Genomic DNA, 18,429 nt, shown 5'->3' on the forward strand with positions numbered 1-18,429 from the left:
TGGGCCGCAACAAGGAGTTTCCGATTCGCTTATCCGTCCGCTATCTTCCTCTCCTTCCAGGCTTTGCCTGGCGCAACCAATCGATGATCAAGGCCAGAACGGGCGTCGATCATCGATTGGCCCGGCGTCGCGCAGGGTGGGCAAGCGCAGCGCAGTCCACGAACGTCGGCGCGGGATTCGGTGGACTTCGCTTTCGCTCGTCCACCCCACAGGTCCAACTCACGATCAAGGCCGGAGGGCGGGGTGACGGCGGCCTGACGCGAGCGGATCGGATGCACGGGCGCCTGCGCAATGCGAATCGAAAATGATAGCATAGGCGCATTCGATGACCGAAGAGAGTGCTGCCCATGCCGTACGACAAGATCCATGTCCCTGCCTCTGGTGAAAAGATCACCGTCAATGATGATTTCTCGCTGAATGTCCCCGAAAAGCCGATCATCCCCTATATCGAGGGCGACGGTATCGGGGTCGACATCACCCCGGTGATGCGCGCCGTTACCGATGCTGCGGTGGCCAAGGCCTACGGCGGCAAGCGTGAGATCCAGTGGATGGAGATCTACGCGGGCGAGAAGTCGACCCGGACCTATGGCGAGGACGTCTGGCTGCCCGACGAGACCCTCGAGGCGGTCAAGGATTTCGTCGTCTCGATCAAGGGGCCGCTGACGACGCCGGTCGGCGGCGGTATCCGCTCGCTCAATGTCAAGCTACGCCAGGAGCTGGATCTCTACGTCTGCCTGCGTCCGGTGCGCTACTTCAGCGGCACGCCGAGCCCGCTCAAGGAGCCCGAGCACACCGACATGGTGATCTTCCGTGAGAACTCGGAGGATATCTATGCGGGTATCGAGTGGCAGGAAGGCACCCCGGAGGCGAAGAAGGTCATCGACTTCCTGCAGAAGGAGATGGGCGTCACCAAGATCCGCTTCCCGGAGACCTCGGGCATCGGCATCAAGCCGGTCTCGGAGGAGGGGACGCATCGCCTGGTCCGCAAGGCCATCCAGTACGCGATCGACAATGATCGGCCTTCGGTGACCCTGGTTCACAAGGGCAACATCATGAAGTTCACCGAGGGTGCCTTCAAGGAGTGGGGCTACGAGCTGGCGAAGTCCGAGCTCGGCGCGACCGAGCTGGACGGCGGGCCCTGGTGCACTTTCAAGAGCCCCAAGACAGGTCGCGACATCATCGTGAAGGACGTGATCGCGGATGCCTTCCTGCAGCAGATCCTGCTGCGTCCGAAGGAATACGCGGTGATTGCGACTCTGAACCTGAACGGCGATTACATCTCGGATGCGCTGGCCGCGCAGGTCGGCGGTATCGGGATGGCGCCCGGCGCCAACCTTTCCGACAGCGTCGCCATGTTCGAGGCAACGCATGGCACGGCGCCGAAGTACGCCGGCAAGGATCAGGTCAATCCCAGCTCGCTGATCCTTTCGGCGGAGATGATGCTTCGCCACATGGGCTGGACCGAGGCCGCAGATCTGGTCATCAAAGGGGTCGAGGGTGCCATCGCGGCCAAGACGGTGACCTATGACCTGCATCGTCTGATGGAAGGCGCGACCAAGCTGAGCTGCTCGGGCTTCGGCGAGGCCGTCGTCGGCAAGATGTAGCGCAAAGGAAAGCGGCAGAGCCTAGGTGGCTCTGCCGCGGCGATCGTTAGGATCGATTCTCGAGGCTGTCGTGCCGGCCCTCTTGGCCGTCGATGTCTCAGCTCACGCGGTGTACGTTGGCGGCATGCAAGCCTTTCGGACCCTCGCTCAGCTCGAACTCGACCTTTTGTCCTTCTCGAAGTGTCTTATAGCCTTCCATGTCGATCGACGAAAAGTGGACGAAAACGTCCTCGTCTCTACCGTCGGGCTGCACGAACCCGTACCCCTTGGCGTTGTTGAACCATTTCACGACACCGGTGATCATTGTCGCACTCCTCCTGCTACACGGGGCTTTTGTTGGTGGTCGTTATCGTTGCCTGGCAGCCCGCCTTGAATCCGGCCGGCGGTACCACAACTCCGTAGTATAGTGAGTTGATTTCGCTGGTCAAACTGCCCCTCTCTGAATCTCGCCGTGGTTTTGCGTAGGGCATTTGGGTGTAGGGTCTAGGGTCGAGCGATGGTGGCGCTCATGGCGGTGACTTTAGGTCCCCCACACAACTCGTCGGCCGCGTGTCGCCAGCTGACGAAATTTGACTAGAATCCGAGATCATGAGTAACGATATACCTGGTGAGGAACGGGAATCTGGACTGACAGTCCAAGAGGCGCGTCCCAAGCTGAAACGACCGCCGTTATATAAGGTATTGCTGCTGAATGACGATTACACGCCGATGGAGTTCGTGGTTCTGGTGCTCGAAGTCTTCTTCGGCATGAATCGCGAGAAGGCGACGCAAGTCATGCTTCACGTCCACACACGAGGCGTCGGTGTCTGCGGCGTCTTCACGAAGGACATCGCGGAGACGAAGGTCGCGCAGGTCAACGACTATGCGCGTAGCAATCAGCATCCGCTTATGTGCACCATGGAAGAGGCGTAGGTGACGGCAGTTGACCCTAAGGCGCGAGAGTGATAACGGTTTTGTAACCCCACCCTTGGAACAGGCCGATGCTGAGCAAAGAACTTGAATTCACGCTTAACCGGGCCTTCAAAGAGGCGCGCGCCAAGCATCATGAGTACATGACAGTGGAGCACATGCTGCTTTCACTGTTGGACAACCCGACGGCCGCCAAGGTGCTCCGCGCATGTGGAGCGGACGGCGAGCGGCTGCGCAACGAAATCACCGCCTTCATCGACGAGACCACGCCGATCATTCCGGAGAGTGAAGAGCGTGACACCCAGCCGACGCTCGGTTTTCAGCGTGTCCTGCAGCGCGCCGTCTTCCACGTGCAGTCCGCGGGCAAGAAGGAAGTGACCGGAGCCAACGTGCTGGTCGCGCTCTTCAGCGAGCAGGATTCTCAGGCCGTCTATCTGCTGAATCAGCAGGACGTGACCCGCTTGGACGTCGTCAACTTCATCTCACACGGGATCTCCAAGGTGCCGGGCGAGAGCCAGGAGGACGATTCCCCAGGCGATGCCGAAGAGGTGCGCGGTGAGGAGAAGGAGGGATCGAGCCCGCTGGAGAGCTTCGCGACGAATCTCAACGAGATGGCTCGGCAGGGGCGAATCGACCCCTTAATCGGGCGTGCGCCGGAGGTCGAGCGGACCGTCCAGATCCTCTGTCGGCGGCGCAAGAACAATCCTCTGTTCGTCGGCGAGGCTGGGGTTGGCAAGACCGCCATCGCGGAAGGGCTCGCCAAGAAGATCGTCGACGAAGAGGTCCCAGAGGTCCTGAGCGACGCCGTCATCTATGCGCTCGACTTGGGTGGCCTGGTCGCCGGTACTAAGTATCGCGGCGACTTCGAGAAACGCCTCAAGTCGGTGCTCGCGCAGCTCAAGCGTCAGCCCCATGCGATTCTCTTCATCGACGAGATCCACACCATCATCGGTGCCGGCTCCGCCTCCGGCGGTGTCATGGACGCGTCGAACCTCATCAAGCCGGTGCTGGCCTCTGGGGACCTGCGCTGCATCGGCTCGACGACCTATCAGGAATATCGGGGCATCTTCGAGAAGGATCGCGCCTTGGCCCGCCGCTTCCAGAAGATCGACGTGGAAGAGCCGTCGGTCGAGGAGACCTTCGAGATCCTCAAGGGGCTCAAGTCGCGCTTCGAAGACCACCACCAGGTCAATTACACCAACCCGGCACTGCGCGCGGCCGCGGAGCTGTCGAGCCGGCATATCAATGACCGGCACCTGCCGGATAAGGCGATCGACGTCATCGACGAGGCTGGCGCCAACGTACAGCTCAGGAGCCCGGCGAAGCGCAAGAAGCGGATCGATGTCTCGGACGTCGAGGCCATCGTCGCCAAGATGGCGCGCATCCCGCCCAGGCGTGTGTCGGCCTCGGATACAGAATCGCTCAAGAATCTCGATCGCGACCTGAAGATGGTGGTCTACGGGCAGGATCCGGCCATCGATGCCCTGAGCTCGGCAATTCGCATGAATCGCTCCGGGCTCGGCGTGGAAGAGAAGCCGATCGGGTCCTTCCTCTTCACCGGCCCCACGGGCGTCGGCAAGACCGAGGTCACGCGGCAGCTCGCGCGGATCTTGGGGATGGAGCTGCTGCGCTTCGACATGTCCGAGTACATGGAGCGGCACACGGTGTCACGGCTGATCGGTGCTCCGCCCGGATATGTCGGCTTCGACCAGGGCGGGCTGCTGACCGAGGAGATCAACAAGCATCCGCATGCGGTGCTGCTGCTCGATGAGATCGAGAAGGCGCATCCGGACGTCTTCAACCTGCTGCTGCAGGTGATGGATCACGGCACCCTGACGGACAACAACGGGCGCAAGGCGGATTTTCGCAACGTGGTCTTGGTCATGACCACCAATGCGGGTGCGGAGGAGACGTCGCGGCGCTCGATCGGCTTTACCGAGCAGGATCACTCCACCGATGGGATGGAGGCGCTCAAGCGGCATTTCTCACCCGAGTTCCGCAATCGCCTGGATGCGATCGTTCAGTTCGGCTCGCTCGGTGAAGACACCATCCGCAGCGTGGTCGATAAGTTCATCTTCGAGCTGGAGCAGCAGCTCGAGGAGAAGAAAGTGCATCTCACGGTCGAGGAAGACGCCCGGCATTGGCTTGCCGAGACCGGCTACGACCCCAAGATGGGCGCCCGTCCCATGGCGCGTGTCATCCAGCAGAGCATCAAGAAGCCGCTGGCCAATGAGCTGCTATTCGGTGACTTGGTCAATGGCGGCTCGGTTCGCGTCTTCATGAAGGACGGCGCCTTCGCGTTCGAGATCAACGACGTAGAGCGAGCGCTCTAGCCCGCCGGCTGGCGCTCGAGGTCTTCACGGACGCTCGAGCCGTCGGTCTCGGCACAGCGAAACCGGCCCCGGAGCCTGCCAGCTTCGGGGTTTTCTTTTGCCTGGAGAGGAGTTGTTGCGCTTGGGGCGGAGAGGCTCGGGTCAGCGCGCGCGGTAGACGATACGACCCTTGGTCAGATCGTAGGGCGTGAGCTCGACGGTGACCTTGTCCCCGGTGAGGATGCGGATGTAGTGCTTGCGCATCTTCCCCGAGATGTGGGCCGTTACCGTGTGGCCGTTCTCGAGCTCGACACGAAAGACCGTATTGGGCAGGGTCTCCATGACCGTGCCTTCCATTTGGATAACGTCGTCTTTTGACATAGGCGTGGGCTTGTTTGGGTTACAACTCGGGCTTCAAAGCCGCAAAAGTATAGCATAGAGCCAGCGGCTGGCAGCAGGGGAATCGCGGTGATCGATCGTCGGTCAGTGTCCGCGCAAAACGAGTTTCTCCGCGCGCTCGAAGCGCTGCCAACGATGGCCGTCCCAGGCCTCGATCGGGCGAAATCGCTCCTTGTAGGACATCTTGCGGCAGGCGTCGATCCAGTAGCCGAGATAGAGGTAGGGTAGCCCCAGGCGCTGCGCGGTTTCGATCTGCGCGAGCACGGCGAATGTGCCTGGTGCGCGTGCTTGCTCGCTCGGGTCGAAGAAGGTATAGACGGCCGAAAGGCCCTGGTTGAGGATATCGGTGACGGCGACGCCGATGAGTCGATCCTCCAGGCGCAGCTCGAGGAATCGGGTTGCGCCTCCCCAAGGGTCGACTAGGAAGCGTCTGTAGCTTTCCTCGCTGGCGTCCTCGGCCATCGAGCCGTCCGGGTGTCGGTCGAGCAGATAGCGCTGGTAGAGGGCGAAGTGCTCCTCCACGAAGGCGGCGGGGCGATCGAGGAGCTGGATGTCGCTGTGGTTGCGCTTCCAATTCCGGCGCTGCGAGCGGTCCAGCCGGAAGGCGTCGACAGGGATGCGCACGGGCACGCATCCGGAGCAGCCTCGGCATGCCGGACGATAGACATGGGCGCCGCTGCGGCGGAATCCCTGGTCGATCAGGATCTGGTAGGTCGCATTGTCGATGGTCGCGCTCGGGTCGACGAAGAGCGTGCGCGCGCGCTTGCCGTCGAGATAGGAGCAGCTGTGGTCGGCCGTCATGTAGAGAGAGAGGTAGCGGCCTCGGTCGTGGTCGACGGCCTGGGTCATGAGGCTTCGGCGCCCTCGGGGTCCGGCGCGGTCAAGATAAGGCTGGATGGCTTGGCTGGGGCGCAGTCGTCCCAGCTTCCGAGCCGGCTTGGCGCTTCGCAGAAGCGATTGAGCAATGCGATGAATTCCAGACGCGGGATCTCCATCGCGCCCATGCGAATCAGGTGGTCTGTGCGCATCTGGCAATCGATGACGCCGAAGCCCCAGTCCTCCAGCGTCTTGCAGAGATAGACCAAGGCGACCTTGGAGGCGTCCGTGGCACGGCTGAACATGGACTCGCCGAAGAAGGCTCCGCCGATCGCCACGCCGTAGAGGCCGCCGACGAGCCTGCCTTCCGCCCAGACCTCGACCGAATGGGCGATTCCCTTCGCGTGCAATGCCTTGTAGGCGGCGATCATCTTGGGTACCAGCCAGGTGCCGCCGTCCTCTTCGCGCGGCTGCGAGCAGCCGTGGATGACGCCCGCGAAGTCGCGATCCAGAGTCACGAGAAAGGCGTCCTTACGCAGGCGCTTACGCAGGCTGCGTGAGACACGGATGCGCTCCGGAAAGAGGACGGTTCTGGGATCTGGGGACCACCAGAGGATGGGGTCGTCGGCGCTGAACCAGGGAAAGATGCCGTGCCGATAGGCGTGCTCCAGGCGCGTCGGCGAGAGGTCCCCGCCGACGGCGAGCAGGCCGTTGGGCTCCCGCAGCGCCTGCCGCGCATCCGGGAAGCTCGTACGGTCATTGGGGTCGAGTAGGGCAATCATGGCGGGGTGTCGGCGTGGCGCGATCGATCTGCCTCTCAGCGTTGCTGCATCTGTCAGGTCGGCTCTATGCTGCTGTCGGAATGGGTGCCGTCGGACCGATAGGGGCTGCGGCTGTGCATCTCCGCGATATAGTCGTCCATCGAGTCGGTCTCCGCCAGGAGAAATCGAGAAACGGCGGATCGGAAGTTGGGGTCTGCGATCCAGTGGGCAGACCAGGTGGGCGTCGGCAAGAAGCCTCGGCTGATCTTGTGCTCGCCTTGAGCGCCTGGCTCGAAGCGCTGCAGGCCGTTCTCGATGCAATGCTCGAGCCCCTGATAATAGCAGGCCTCGAAGTGCAGACTGTGATAGTCGCGAAAACAGCCCCAATGGCGGCCGTAGAGCGAGCGCGACCCGCAGAGATTGAAGGCGGCGGCGACGATCTCCGCGCCGTCCTGGGCTAGGACGAGCAGCAATCGCTCGCCCATGGACTCCGCGATCTGCAGGAAGAACGGCAGTGTCAAGGTCGGCAGGCCGCCGCGTTTGTCGAAGGTGTCGCAATAGAGCCGATGAAAGGTGGCCCACTCGGCCTCCGTCACCTCGTCACCGCGCAGGCGCCTGATGCGCAGGCCGCTCTCGGCGACGCGCCGCCGCTCACGCTTGATCATCTTGCGCTTGGAGGCACTGAGGCTGGCGAGAAAGTCCTCGAAGGTCGTGTAGCCGCGAGACTGCCAGTGGAACTGACAGCCGACGCGCCTCATGAGTCCGGTCTGCTCGAGCTGGCGCGTTTCCTCATGCGCGGTGAATAGCCAGTGCAAGGAGGAGACGCCTAGCCGCTCCGCGATCTGGATCGAGCCTTGGGCGATCGCCCGTGCGCGCTCGTCGCCTCCCTGCGCCTGTCCGGTCAGGATGCGCGGGCCTGTCGCTGGCGTGTAGGGCGAGGCGATGACGAGCTTCGGATAGTAGCGCCGGCCGCTGCGCTCATAGGCATCCGCCCAGCTCCAGTCGAAGACGAATTCGCCATAGGAGTTCAGTTTGAGATAGCAGGGCGCCGCCGCGACCACTTGGTCGCGCTCGCCGCGCAGCGCGAGATGCGTTGGAATCCAGCCGAGCCGCTCGCCGACGCAGCCATGTGCCTCCATGGCGCTCAGGAACTCGTGGTGCATGAAGGGGGTATCTGGATCGGCGAGTGCGTTCCACTCGGCGGCGGGGATCTCGGCGATGGCGGGATGCGTCGTCAGCTTGTACATCCAGGCCCTGAAGGTCATGGGGTCATGATCTTCACATAGGGGCTCCTGACGGCCAGCCAATCGGGAGGGCTCGCGCGCGCTGATGGCGCCCACATCAATGGCGGGATCTCAGTCTAGGAGCTGTCCATGTCTTGTTTCCCGATCCGGGTCTCTGGTGACGCAGCTCCAGCTGCGTCACCCGCGAGACGAAGCTCCGCTTCGCGAGTCTGAGGGTAAGCGCTGCTTTCGGCCTGGCGCAGGGGCCGGAAGCGGGCGGCGTCGTGAAGCAGGCTTCGTCGCCGAGGTCAGGAAGCAGGAGCTTCGTGACCAGAGCGCGGGAAGCAGTTGACGGATACTTCGTTAGAGTGAAACGCGGTACTAGTCCCCGGAGGGCGCGAGGGCGTCCAGATACTTCTCGGCGTCGAGTGCGGCCATACAGCCGCTGCCGGCGGAGGTGATCGCCTGGCGATAGACCTGGTCCATGACATCGCCGGCGGCGAAGACGCCCGGCACGGAGGTGGCCGTCGCGTTGCCTTGGGTGCCGCTCTTGACCTGGATGTAGCCATTGATCATCTCGACCTGACCCTCGAACATCTGGGTGTTGGGCTTGTGTCCGATGGCGATGAAGACGCCTTGCAGGTCGGTCTCCTGCGTGGACGCGTCCTTGACGCTCTTGATGCGCATCCCGGTTACGCCGGTCGCGTCGCCGAGGATCTCGTCCAGGACGTGGCTCCAGGCGATCTTGATGTTGCCCTTTTCCACCTTCTCGAAGAGATGCTTCTGCAGGATCTTCTCGGCGCGCAGGGCGTCGCGCCGGTGAACCAAGGTGACCTCGGAGGCGATGTTCGACAGATAGAGCGCCTCCTCAACCGCGGTATTGCCGCCACCGATCACCGCAACCTTTTGATTGCGGTAGAAAAAGCCATCGCAGGTTGCGCATGCGGAGACCCCCTTGCCGCGGAATTCCTGCTCCGAGGGCAGGCCGAGATACATGGCGCTCGCCCCCGTGGCGATGATCAGGGCATCGCAGGTGTAGACGGCCGAATCGCCGACCAGCTTGAAGGGCCGGGTGCCGAGATCGACCGAGTTGATGTGGTCGAAGATGATCTTAGTTTCGAAACGCTCGGCATGGCGGCGCATCCGATCCATGAGCTCGGGGCCTTGCACGCCGTCGGGGTCGCCGGCCCAGTTGTCGACATCTGTCGTGGTCATCAGCTGTCCACCCTGCTCGAGGCCGGTGACCAGCACGGGGTCGAGATTGGCGCGGGCCGCATAGACGGCAGCCGTGTAGCCGGCGGGACCGGATCCCAGGATCAGTAGCCGGCAGTGCTTGGTTTCGCTCATGCGTTCTACTCCAAAGCGCTTGAGGGGGCCCGAATCCGCGAAGGCTGGCACCTTCGGTCAGTGAGGATCCGTGGATGTAAGTGACGAGATGTTAAAGTATCCGCATAAATGTAAGTGCTGGCTGGTCGCAGGTAAAGTCCGCTCGAGCCCCTTGGCCGTGGCGTAACGGGCGCGAGGCGAGCGCTCGCCCCAGGTGCGGGCGCGGATCTTGGGGGCAAGATGAAAAATCCAGGAACACCATCTACGATTACAAATCATTAGCGTGTAAATCGAGTGTTGGTTATGAGGAGATGTCGCGTGCTCCATCAGCGCTTGCTCGTCGTCATCGGCTCGGCGCTGCTGCTCGCCGGCTGCGCCGGACTCGAAGAGGGGGGCGGGCAGCGGTCGGACCTGGTGCTGAGCAGCCTGGCGCAGATCGGCCGGCCATACGTCTACGGCGCCGAGGCGCCTGGGGAGGGCTTCGATTGCAGCGGCCTGACCTATTACGCCCACAGCCGCGCTGGGCTCGCCATCCCCCGCACCGCGGCGGCCCAGCACAAGGCCGCGAAGCGCGTTAGGCGAAGCCGTTTGCGACCGGGCGACCTGGTCTTTTTCAAGACGGGGCCCAGCTCCTACCACGTCGGGCTGATGGTCGACGACGGCCGTTTCGTTCATGCCTCGACATCGCGCAAGCAGGTGCTCGTCTCCAAGCTCGACACGCCTTATTGGCGGTCGCACTTCATCGGGGCAGGTACCTTCATCCGGTGATTTGACCCCATTTATACCGGGGTAAAAGGCTCGCCTTTTTCGGTTCGGTGTTGCACAATGTCGTGCGGCTCCCGGTGCTAGGTGCTAGTCCGGGAGTGTCGGAATCACCACACTGTGCCTTAATTAGGAGTGACATTCATGTCCGATAAGCCAATGAGCAAGAGCCGTCGCGACGCCGTCAAAGTCATGCTGGGTACCGCAGCAGCCATCCCGGTGATCAACATGGTCGGTCTCGGTACCGCGCACGCGCAGCCTGACAACGCCGTCACCATGGACGATCCCACCGCACAGGCGCTCAAGTACCACCCAGACGCGGCTGCGTCCGAGCGTGTCTCTGCAGCACGCCCAGGTCTTCCGCCGGAAGAGCAGCACTGCGCGAACTGCAACTTCCTGTTGGCAGATGTCGGTGAGGGTGATTACCAGGGCTGCCAGCTCTTCCCTGGCAAGCTGATCAACGTCAACGGCTGGTGCGCTTCCTGGACCCTGAAGGCAGGCTGAGCACGCCGTCGCGATTCTCGGAATCGAAAGCGGGGCTTCGGCCCCGTTTTTCGTTGGCTGTGAAGGGTGTCTCTGCCGTTCCGCGCGTCGAGGTCTAGTCTTGAGATCGCGAGGAGACGGCCAACCTCTCAAGGCATGTCGCACCGATCGGCGCCCTGTCCTCGCGCACCAAGTCAGGCGCCTGTCGCTGCTCGATGGGCGTCCGGTGGGATGTCGCGGGAATGCGGTCGACTTTCCAGGGCATCCTTGAGCTGGATCATAGGGGTGCGAGCTGATGCTCGGGCATCCTAGTGATTCGTCTGCAGTCGCTATCTTCGCGGTACCTTGGCCATGGCCACCCCTTCAGAAACCACCTCCGATTTTCCCAATGCGCGCCCCTACGAGGGCATCTCTTCTCGACCCATTTCGTCGCCGTCGCGCCTCAGACTAGCCTTCGTTCGCGCGATCGTCTGGAGTCTGATCGGCATGATCTACGCTCCGCTCTTCACCGGTCTCATGGGGCTCATGAGTAGTGCCGGGGTGGGGGTGGCGGCCTACCCGATCGCCTCCGGGCTGGCTGGCGGGGCGGGGGCCGTGCTCTATGGCGCGCGCGAGCTCGCCTTGATCAGCACAGGCATCGGCGCACTGGCCGGCGTCGCGGTGCTGATTCTGCTACCGGACGGGGCGACCCTCGCCAATGTCATCGTGGTCGCATCCGTGCTGGCCGCCACCGTGGGGCTGACGGTGTCCTTCCCGCGTCGCTGCTCGCGCCACGTCCCTGGGAAGCTCCTCGCTGGGCTGGTCGCTGGAGCCTTCGGCGGTGCGGTGCTCGCCGTCGTCGAGCCGCTGCATCCGGTGGCTTTTTCGACCTTTGCCATCCTCGTTTTTCTGGTCAGCGTCAACGGCGTGCTCTATGTTGGCTCGGTGCGTTGGTGGATTCAGGTCTCGCGTCGGCTCAAGCTGGAGTCGCGGCCCTGCTATCTGATCGAAGCTGGGGTGATGGCGATCCTTGCAGGTGTCGCTGCGGGTAGCGTTTGGATGGTCGTTTCCCCGTTGCTCGGTGCCGAGGGGGGCGTGTCGCAGCTCGCGGCCCTGACCATGCATCACGAGATTCAAGCGGCCGTCGTCGGTGGTCTGCTCGGCGGCGGGCTGGCGGGCTTTCTCCTCGAGCTCTTCCGATTCTCCTGGGTGCACGAGCTCTGAGATCGCAAAGACATTCCGCGATCTTGGGCAGCGGCTCGAGGTCCAGCACGGCGACCGGCCTGAATAGGTCGTCTGAATGCAGTCCTGCCGTCGTTAGATGCGCGTCTCAAGAAACGGATTAGGATTAACAAGACTGTGCAGGGCTGAGAGGATCTCTCTAGATATACAGGAAGCCTGGTCTGAATCCTGTAAATCCCGAGAATGCCTGTTGATCTTGCCCACTCTTGCATCCTGTCCACTCTTGATTCTGCCCCATGGTGGAGCGTCATTTCGCAGTGCGCGTCGAGTCCTCGCCCTGTCTCCGCGAGCGGCTCGTCTGTGATCTGGCAGTCGACTGACCGTTTCTGCATTACTCGGACGGCAGGTTTTTCGATATCCTGCTGATCCGGGCGGCGTTTCTGGAAGTTCTCGCTCGCCCCGAGCGTATCTGCGCCGCGCTCGACCCGCATTCGTCTTGCCATCGCTTGCGGGGCGTCGGAGCTTGCGAGCAATTGAGATGTGTGATCAATCCGGGCGGACTATCGGCGAAATCCATGGCAAAAACCAAATCCAGTCGGCGCTGGCTCGACCGCCACGTCAATGACCCCTACGTCAAGCGGACGCAGCAGGACGGCTACCGCTCGCGTGCCGCCTACAAGCTGCTCGAGATCCAGGAGAAGGACCGCCTGCTCAAGCCGGGCATGCGTGTCGTGGATTTGGGGGCCGCTCCCGGAAGCTGGTCGCAGATCGCCAGTCGGCTGGTCGGGGCTCAGGGCCAGGTTGTCGCGCTGGACATCCTCGCCATGGAGCCGCTCCCGGATGTGTGCTTCATCCAAGGAGATTTCCGTGAGGACGCGATCTTGGCCCAGCTGCGTGAGACCCTTGGGGAGGCGCGGCTGGATCTGGTGCTTTCGGACATGGCCCCCAATATCACTGGGACAACGGTGGTCGATCAAGCGCGCGCCATGTATCTGATCGAGCTGGCCTTGGACCTGGCGCGCGAGCATTTGAAACCTGGCGGCGCCCTGGTCGTCAAAGCCTTCCAAGGCGCTGGCTTCGACGACTACGTTCGCGACCTGAGGAGCAGCTTCAAGCAAGTCGCGACGCGGAAGCCGAGATCCTCCAGGGCGGAAAGTCGCGAGGTGTTCCTCGTGGCCAAGGCTTTTCATCGTTGAGCCTTTCATCATGAAGGCTTCGATGCTAGTTTCCCCGGTTTGTCCGGGCCTTTTACTCAAGAGAACGCTAGAGGCAGCAAGCCGTGAGTGACATGGCGAAGAATCTATTGCTCTGGGTGGTCATCGCCATCGTGCTGATGTCCGTCTTCAACAATTTCACCACCACCCAATCCAGCACGAGGAGCCTGAACTACTCGGATTTCATCGAGCAGGTGAAGGCCGGCAGCGTCAAAGAGGTCACCATCCAAGGGCGGCTGATCGAAGGGGTCACGGAGACCGGGCAGCGCTTCTCGACCTACAGCCCTGGCGATGACGGTCTCGTTGGTGATCTGCTGAACAGCAATGTCGTCATCAAGGCCGCGCCGCCCGAGAAGCAGTCGGTCCTGATGCAAATCCTCATCAACTGGTTCCCCTTGCTGATCCTCATCGGCCTGTGGATTCTCTTCATGCGCCAGATGCAGGGCGGGGCCGGCGGGCGGGGGGCCATGTCCTTCGGCAAGAGCCGTGCGCGCATGCTCTCCGAGGACCAGGTCAAGGTCACCTTCCAGGACGTGGCGGGAGCCGAGGAGGCCAAGGACGAGGTCTCCGAGATGGTGGATTTCCTGCGTGACCCGAACAAGTTCCAGAAGCTGGGAGGCAAGATTCCCAAGGGCGTGCTCATGGTCGGCCCGCCCGGCACGGGTAAGACCCTCCTAGCGCGCGCGATCGCCGGCGAGGCCAAGGTGCCCTTCTTCACCATTTCCGGCTCGGACTTCGTCGAGATGTTCGTCGGCGTGGGCGCGTCCCGCGTGCGCGACATGTTCGAGCAGGCCAAGAAGCATGCGCCCTGCATCATCTTCATCGACGAGATCGACGCCGTCGGGCGTCACCGTGGCGCGGGACTGGGTGGCGGCCACGACGAGCGCGAGCAGACACTCAATCAGCTGTTGGTCGAGATGGATGGATTCGAGGGCAACGAGGGCGTCATCGTCATCGCCGCGACCAACCGTCCGGACGTCCTCGACCCGGCGCTGCTGCGACCCGGTCGTTTCGACCGCCAGGTCGTCGTCCCGCTGCCGGACGTCCGCGGGCGCGAGCAGATCCTCAAGGTGCATATGCGCAAGATCCCGGCCGGCGAGGACGTCAGGGCGTCTGTCCTGGCGCGCGGGACACCGGGCTTTTCCGGCGCCGACCTCGCCAATCTTGTGAACGAGGCGGCCCTGTTCGCGGCCCGCTCGAACAAGAAGATGGTCGACATGGACGACATGGAGAAGGCCAAGGATAAGATCATGATGGGCGCCGAGCGGCGCTCCATGGTGATGTCCGAGGACGAGAAGAAGCTCACGGCCTATCACGAGTCCGGCCACGCCATCGTCGGCCGTCTGGTGCCGGATCACGATCCGGTGCACAAGGTCAGCATCATCCCGCGCGGTCGCGCCCTGGGCGTCACACTCTTCCTGCCCGAGGACGACCGCTTCAGCTACAGCAAGCAGCGGCTCGAGAGTCAGGTCTCCAGTCTCTTCGGCGGACGCGCGGCCGAGGAGCTGATCTTCGGCGAGGAGAGCGTCACCACGGGGGCTCAGAACGACATCCATCGTGCGACCGAGATCGCCCGCAACATGGTGACCAAGTGGGGACTGTCCGATCGTCTCGGACCGCTGACTTACAGCGAAGACGAGCAGGAGGTCTTCCTGGGCCACTCGGTGACGCAGCACAAGAGCGTCTCGGACGAGACCACCCACGTCATCGACGAAGAGATCCGCAGCATTATCGAGCACAACTACGAGCGCGCGCGGGCCCTGCTCGTCGAGAACATGGACAAGCTGCATGCCATGTCGGAGGCGCTCATCAAGTACGAGACCATCGACTCGCATCAGATCGACGACATCATGGAGGGACGTACCCCGCGGCCGCCCAAGGGATGGGACGACGAGGAGCCACGCCGTCCAACAACGCCCAGCGGTGGGGCCGAGGACACCTCGGGGGCCGTCGATGGCGGCCAGGTCGGAAGCCCGGCCGGGGGACACTGATCCATGCGGCACTACTTCGGAACGGACGGGATCCGCGGAACCGTCGGGCAGGGATGCATCACGCCCGATTTCGTCCTCAAGCTCGGCTGGGCGGCCGGCCGAGTGCTCGGCAACGGCAGCGGCAAGATCCTCATCGGCAAGGACACGCGGATCTCGGGCTATATGTTCGAGTCGGCGCTCGAGGCCGGGCTGGTCGCCGCTGGTGTCGACATCCGCTTGCTGGGTCCCATGACGACGCCTGGCGTGGCCTATCTGACGCGCACCTTCCGGGCGAGCGCGGGCATCGTCATCACGGCATCGCACAACCCCTACCAGGACAACGGCATCAAGTTCTTCTCCGCCGATGGCGACAAGCTGCCAGACGAGGTGGAGCTTGCGATCGAGGCCGAGCTCGAGCGTCCGATCCAGACGGTGGACTCCAGCAAGCTCGGCAAGGCCAAGCGCGTCGACGATGCCAACGGGCGCTACATCGAGTTCTGCAAGAGCACCATCCCCGCCCGCATGGATTTCCGCGATCTCAAGATCGTGGTGGATTGCGCCAATGGCGCGACCTACAACACGGCGCCACACGTCTTGGAAGAGCTTGGCGCGACCGTGGTGCGGGTCGGCACGGAGCCGGACGGCTTCAACATCAATCTGGATGTCGGATCGACCAGGCCGGAGGCGCTTTGTCGTGCGGTCGTCGAGCAGGGGGCGGATCTGGGTATCGCCTTCGACGGGGACGGCGATCGCGTGCTCATGTCGGATTCGCGTGGCAACCTGGTGGACGGCGACCAGCTCCTCTACATCATCGCCAAGTCGAGATTGGTCGCGGGTGCCATGCGCGGCGAGGTCGTCGGCACGCTGATGAGCAATCTCGGCTTCGAGCACGCGCTCCGGCGTCTCGAGGTCGGCTTCGTTCGCACCAAGGTCGGCGACCGCTACATCATGGAGCACCTCAAGGGGGCGGACGGTATTCTCGGCGGTGAGCCGTCGGGGCACCTCATCTGCCGCGACCGCACCACCACTGGCGATGGCATCGTGTCGGCGCTCCAGGTCCTGGCCGCCATCAAGCGGCTGGCTACCAGCCTCGACGACCTCAGCGCCGAAGTGGAGCGCTACCCTCAGGTGCTCATCAATGTGCGGCTCGATCAGCGTCGCGACATCGTCGGTCTACCCGAGGTGCGGGACGCGGTTCTAAGCGCGGAGCATGAGCTGGGCGACCGCGGCCGGATTCTCCTCCGGCCGTCGGGGACCGAGCCCCTGGTCAGGGTCATGGTCGAGGGAAGGGACCAAGACGAAGTCACACGGCTCGCCGAGCGTCTGGCCAACGTCGTCCGCGAGCAGATCATCGGCTAGAAGAGGCCGCTTTCCGGAGTCTCGGAGGCGCCAGGAAAGCCTTGGTCTCGCTAGCTTCTCGGCAAACCCCCAAGCGAAGATCATCGAGCAGCAGTGGCGCTCGCCGCGTCGAACCGAGCCGCGTCTGTGCGGTCGCTGCTGGATGATCGCGAAGGTTCGGATTCACTGTGGCAACTGTTAAGAAAAGCGCACTGGTGCCGCATTCGGCATCGCAGATGTTCAACCTCGTCTATGACGTGGCCTCCTATCCCAAGTTTCTCCCCTGGTGCAGCAATGCGTGGGTGATTTCGGAGACGGACACCAAGATCTGCGGTCAGATCGAAGTGCAGCGGATGGGCATCCACCAGACCTTCAGCACCTGTAACGCGTTCGAGCGCGATCGGTTGATGAGTATCGACCTGCTCGATGGCCCCTTCCGCAAGCTGGTCGGGGCCTGGCGCTTTACGCCCTTGCGCGAGGACGCCTCCAAGGTGGAGCTGGAGCTCGAGTTCGAGTTCTCCGGGCGCCTCATCGACAAGGCCTTCGGCGGCGTCTTCAATCAGATCGCCAACACCTTGGTCGATGCCTTCTGCAAGCGCGCGGACGAGGTCCACGGTGACTGACTACATCCAAGTCTCCGTGGCTTACGTCGGGCCGGAAGGACAGGTCCTGCGCAATCTGGAGGCCCTGACAGGGACGCGCGCCCAAGAGGCGATCGAGCAATCCGGGATCCTCGGGCAATTTCCCGAGATCGATCTCGCGATCAACAAGATCGGGGTCTTCGGCAGGCTGGTGAAGCCCGATCAGGTGCTGCAGGACGGCGACCGCGTGGAGATCTACCGCCCCTTGATCGCGGACCCGAAGGAGGCGCGCAAACGGCGCGCGGCAGGGGCGGCGAAGCCCGCGGCGGCGGCTCGGTAGGATCGAAAGGCAAGACAGGACCCGGACGTCTCTCGCTTTGCCGACCCACTGGCGTCAAGTCGGCGCCTAGCTTGCCTAAGCTTGCTCAGTCATCGCGCCGGGCACTATTCCTTCGGCTCAAGTCCGACCGCCTTCAGGCCCTTGCTCACAACCCCCTCGCGATGCTCGTAATCGGGCACGGTGACGAGTATCTCCTTCTCCTCTCGCCCTGCGGCGCGATTCGCATCGGGGCGGATGTCGCCGACGATTCGCGCTAGTGCCTCATCCTGGAAATGGAGCGTCAGGTCGCGCTGCTCCATCTTCTGGTGGCCGCGCCTGATGGTGTAGACGTAGTCCCAGCGGTTGCGATGGAAGAAGTCCGTGAGCAGGGGGGTGCCCAGCACGAACTCGACCTGACGCTTGGTCATGCCCAGCTCCAGGCTGTCCACCATCTCCTCGGTGATAATATTGCCCTGTTGTACCGTCATCTTGTAGACGAAGGGCAGATCCTCGAGCACCGAGCCCTTGTACTCGTCCGGCTTCTTATCGCGCGCACAGCCAATCGTCATGGCGACCAGGCAAGCGATGATGGTAAAACTGAAAATCTTTCGCATCTTGATCTGACAAGTACTTTGCGATAAACCGCCGCATCATACAGCAGCGCTGCCTCCTGATTGTAGGGGCAAGCCGATGATTCACGCCGATTTCGGCCATGCATGGCCGAAACGCAGCAAGACGGGGAGAGCCAGTTGGAGAACCAGCAGATCAAAGATGCCGGACTCAAGGTCACAGCACCTCGAGTCAAGATCCTGGGGATTCTGGAAAGCTGTGGCAAGCGCCACATGAGCGCGGAAGACGTCTACAAAGAGCTCCTCAGCCAGGATGAGGAGATCGGCCTCGCCACGGTCTATCGCGTCCTGACTCAGTTCGAGGGTGCCGGACTCGTCTGCCGACGCCACTTCGAGGGCGGTCAGTCGGTCTTCGAGCTCAACAGCGGCGAGCACCACGACCACTTGGTGTGCCTCAAGTGCGGCCGGATCGTCGAGTTCGTCGATCCCACCATCGAGAAACGTCAGGCCAAGATCGCGGCCGAAAATCACTTCAAGATCGAAGACCACTCACTCGTCGTCTACGGCATCTGCAGCGACTGCCAGGCGAAGGGCTGAGAACCCCAGCGGCCTGCGCCGCCGGGCTCGTTTGACTGGGTCATCAGCCAGGCAACATTCCGGGCACATACCCCCCAGTGGGCTA

At 62.8% G+C, this 18,429-nt stretch carries 20 protein-coding genes; 13 read left to right on the forward strand and 7 right to left on the reverse strand.

Features of this window, described 5'->3' with window-relative positions:
• Together G3446_RS27545 and icd are read left to right on the forward strand one after the other, a co-directional pair.
• Nucleotides 1-308 (forward strand): hypothetical protein (locus tag G3446_RS27545; protein WP_209262275.1); only part of this gene is annotated, 308 nt, incomplete at its 5' end.
• A 39-nt stretch (nt 309-347) separates the two neighbouring features.
• Nucleotides 348-1,604, forward strand: a complete 1,257-nt coding sequence (gene icd, locus G3446_RS05185) for an NADP-dependent isocitrate dehydrogenase (protein WP_164451400.1) — start codon at nt 348-350, stop codon at nt 1,602-1,604.
• 97 nt (nt 1,605-1,701) lie between these two features.
• Here icd and G3446_RS05190 read toward each other — a convergent pair whose 3' ends face one another.
• On the reverse strand, nt 1,702-1,908 hold the full coding sequence (locus G3446_RS05190; RefSeq protein WP_164451402.1) for a cold-shock protein: 207 nt from the start codon (nt 1,906-1,908) through the stop codon (nt 1,702-1,704).
• Between the two features lie 284 nt (nt 1,909-2,192).
• Between G3446_RS05190 and clpS the strand changes: the two genes are divergently transcribed.
• Nucleotides 2,193-2,516, forward strand: a complete 324-nt coding sequence (gene clpS / locus G3446_RS05195; RefSeq protein WP_164451404.1) for an ATP-dependent Clp protease adapter ClpS — start codon at nt 2,193-2,195, stop codon at nt 2,514-2,516.
• Between the two features lie 68 nt (nt 2,517-2,584).
• A complete protein-coding gene (clpA, locus tag G3446_RS05200; protein ID WP_164451406.1) occupies nt 2,585-4,846 on the forward strand; it encodes an ATP-dependent Clp protease ATP-binding subunit ClpA in 2,262 nt (753 codons plus the stop codon).
• A gap of 141 nt (nt 4,847-4,987) precedes the next feature.
• On the opposite strand, the gene infA is transcribed toward clpA, so the two are convergent.
• From infA to trxB, 5 genes are all read right to left on the reverse strand, one after another.
• Nucleotides 4,988-5,206 carry a translation initiation factor IF-1 gene (infA, locus tag G3446_RS05205; protein ID WP_164451408.1) on the reverse strand — a complete coding sequence of 73 codons (219 nt, stop codon included), beginning with the start codon at nt 5,204-5,206 and terminating at the stop codon, nt 4,988-4,990.
• A gap of 102 nt (nt 5,207-5,308) precedes the next feature.
• Nucleotides 5,309-6,073: an arginyltransferase gene (locus G3446_RS05210; RefSeq protein WP_164451409.1), complete on the reverse strand. Its 765-nt coding sequence runs from the start codon at nt 6,071-6,073 to the stop codon at nt 5,309-5,311.
• A complete protein-coding gene (gene aat / locus G3446_RS05215) occupies nt 6,070-6,822 on the reverse strand; it encodes a leucyl/phenylalanyl-tRNA--protein transferase (RefSeq protein ID WP_164451411.1) in 753 nt (250 codons plus the stop codon). Before aat ends, G3446_RS05210 begins: the two co-directional genes overlap by 4 nt.
• A 53-nt stretch (nt 6,823-6,875) precedes the next feature.
• Nucleotides 6,876-8,066 carry a GNAT family N-acetyltransferase gene (locus tag G3446_RS05220; protein WP_245232320.1) on the reverse strand — a complete coding sequence of 397 codons (1,191 nt, stop codon included), beginning with the start codon at nt 8,064-8,066 and terminating at the stop codon, nt 6,876-6,878.
• 339 nt (nt 8,067-8,405) lie between these two features.
• Entirely contained in the window at nt 8,406-9,371 is a 966-nt protein-coding gene (gene trxB, locus G3446_RS05225; protein WP_164451413.1) for a thioredoxin-disulfide reductase, read from the reverse strand.
• A gap of 297 nt (nt 9,372-9,668) precedes the next feature.
• Here trxB and G3446_RS05230 point away from each other — a divergent pair, with 297 nt between their 5' ends.
• The 8 genes from G3446_RS05230 (at nt 9,669) to G3446_RS05265 (ending at nt 17,199) form a co-directional block, all read left to right on the forward strand.
• The gene (locus tag G3446_RS05230) at nt 9,669-10,118 is read left to right on the forward strand and encodes a C40 family peptidase (protein ID WP_342450042.1); all 450 of its coding nucleotides are present in this window, start codon (nt 9,669-9,671) and stop codon (nt 10,116-10,118) included.
• A 138-nt stretch (nt 10,119-10,256) separates the two neighbouring features.
• Nucleotides 10,257-10,616: a high-potential iron-sulfur protein gene (locus G3446_RS05235; protein WP_164451417.1), complete on the forward strand. Its 360-nt coding sequence runs from the start codon at nt 10,257-10,259 to the stop codon at nt 10,614-10,616.
• 465 nt (nt 10,617-11,081) lie between these two features.
• On the forward strand, nt 11,082-11,798 hold the full coding sequence (locus G3446_RS05240) for a hypothetical protein (protein WP_245232321.1): 717 nt from the start codon (nt 11,082-11,084) through the stop codon (nt 11,796-11,798).
• A 533-nt stretch (nt 11,799-12,331) separates the two neighbouring features.
• Nucleotides 12,332-12,952, forward strand: a complete 621-nt coding sequence (rlmE, locus tag G3446_RS05245; protein ID WP_164451421.1) for a 23S rRNA (uridine(2552)-2'-O)-methyltransferase RlmE — start codon at nt 12,332-12,334, stop codon at nt 12,950-12,952.
• A 92-nt stretch (nt 12,953-13,044) separates the two neighbouring features.
• On the forward strand, nt 13,045-14,961 hold the full coding sequence (ftsH, locus tag G3446_RS05250) for an ATP-dependent zinc metalloprotease FtsH (RefSeq protein WP_209262284.1): 1,917 nt from the start codon (nt 13,045-13,047) through the stop codon (nt 14,959-14,961).
• Nucleotides 14,962-14,964: 3 nt separating this feature from the next.
• On the forward strand, nt 14,965-16,299 hold the full coding sequence (gene glmM, locus G3446_RS05255; RefSeq protein WP_164451425.1) for a phosphoglucosamine mutase: 1,335 nt from the start codon (nt 14,965-14,967) through the stop codon (nt 16,297-16,299).
• 167 nt (nt 16,300-16,466) lie between these two features.
• Nucleotides 16,467-16,901: an SRPBCC family protein gene (locus G3446_RS05260; RefSeq protein ID WP_164451426.1), complete on the forward strand. Its 435-nt coding sequence runs from the start codon at nt 16,467-16,469 to the stop codon at nt 16,899-16,901.
• Nucleotides 16,894-17,199 (forward strand): RnfH family protein, encoded by a 306-nt coding sequence (locus G3446_RS05265; RefSeq protein WP_164451428.1) that lies wholly within the window; start codon nt 16,894-16,896, stop codon nt 17,197-17,199. The genes G3446_RS05260 and G3446_RS05265 overlap by 8 nt, the downstream gene beginning before the upstream one ends.
• Nucleotides 17,200-17,303: 104 nt before the next feature.
• Here G3446_RS05265 and G3446_RS05270 read toward each other — a convergent pair whose 3' ends face one another.
• The gene (locus tag G3446_RS05270; protein WP_164451430.1) at nt 17,304-17,792 is read right to left on the reverse strand and encodes an outer membrane protein assembly factor BamE; all 489 of its coding nucleotides are present in this window, start codon (nt 17,790-17,792) and stop codon (nt 17,304-17,306) included.
• A 135-nt stretch (nt 17,793-17,927) separates the two neighbouring features.
• Between G3446_RS05270 and fur the strand changes: the two genes are divergently transcribed.
• On the forward strand, nt 17,928-18,344 hold the full coding sequence (gene fur, locus G3446_RS05275; RefSeq protein WP_164451541.1) for a ferric iron uptake transcriptional regulator: 417 nt from the start codon (nt 17,928-17,930) through the stop codon (nt 18,342-18,344).
• Nucleotides 18,345-18,429 lie beyond the last annotated feature (85 nt).

It is taken from the genome of Thiorhodococcus minor, from assembly GCF_010820565.1.
GTDB classification, from domain to species: Bacteria; Pseudomonadota; Gammaproteobacteria; order Chromatiales; family Chromatiaceae; genus Thiorhodococcus; species Thiorhodococcus minor.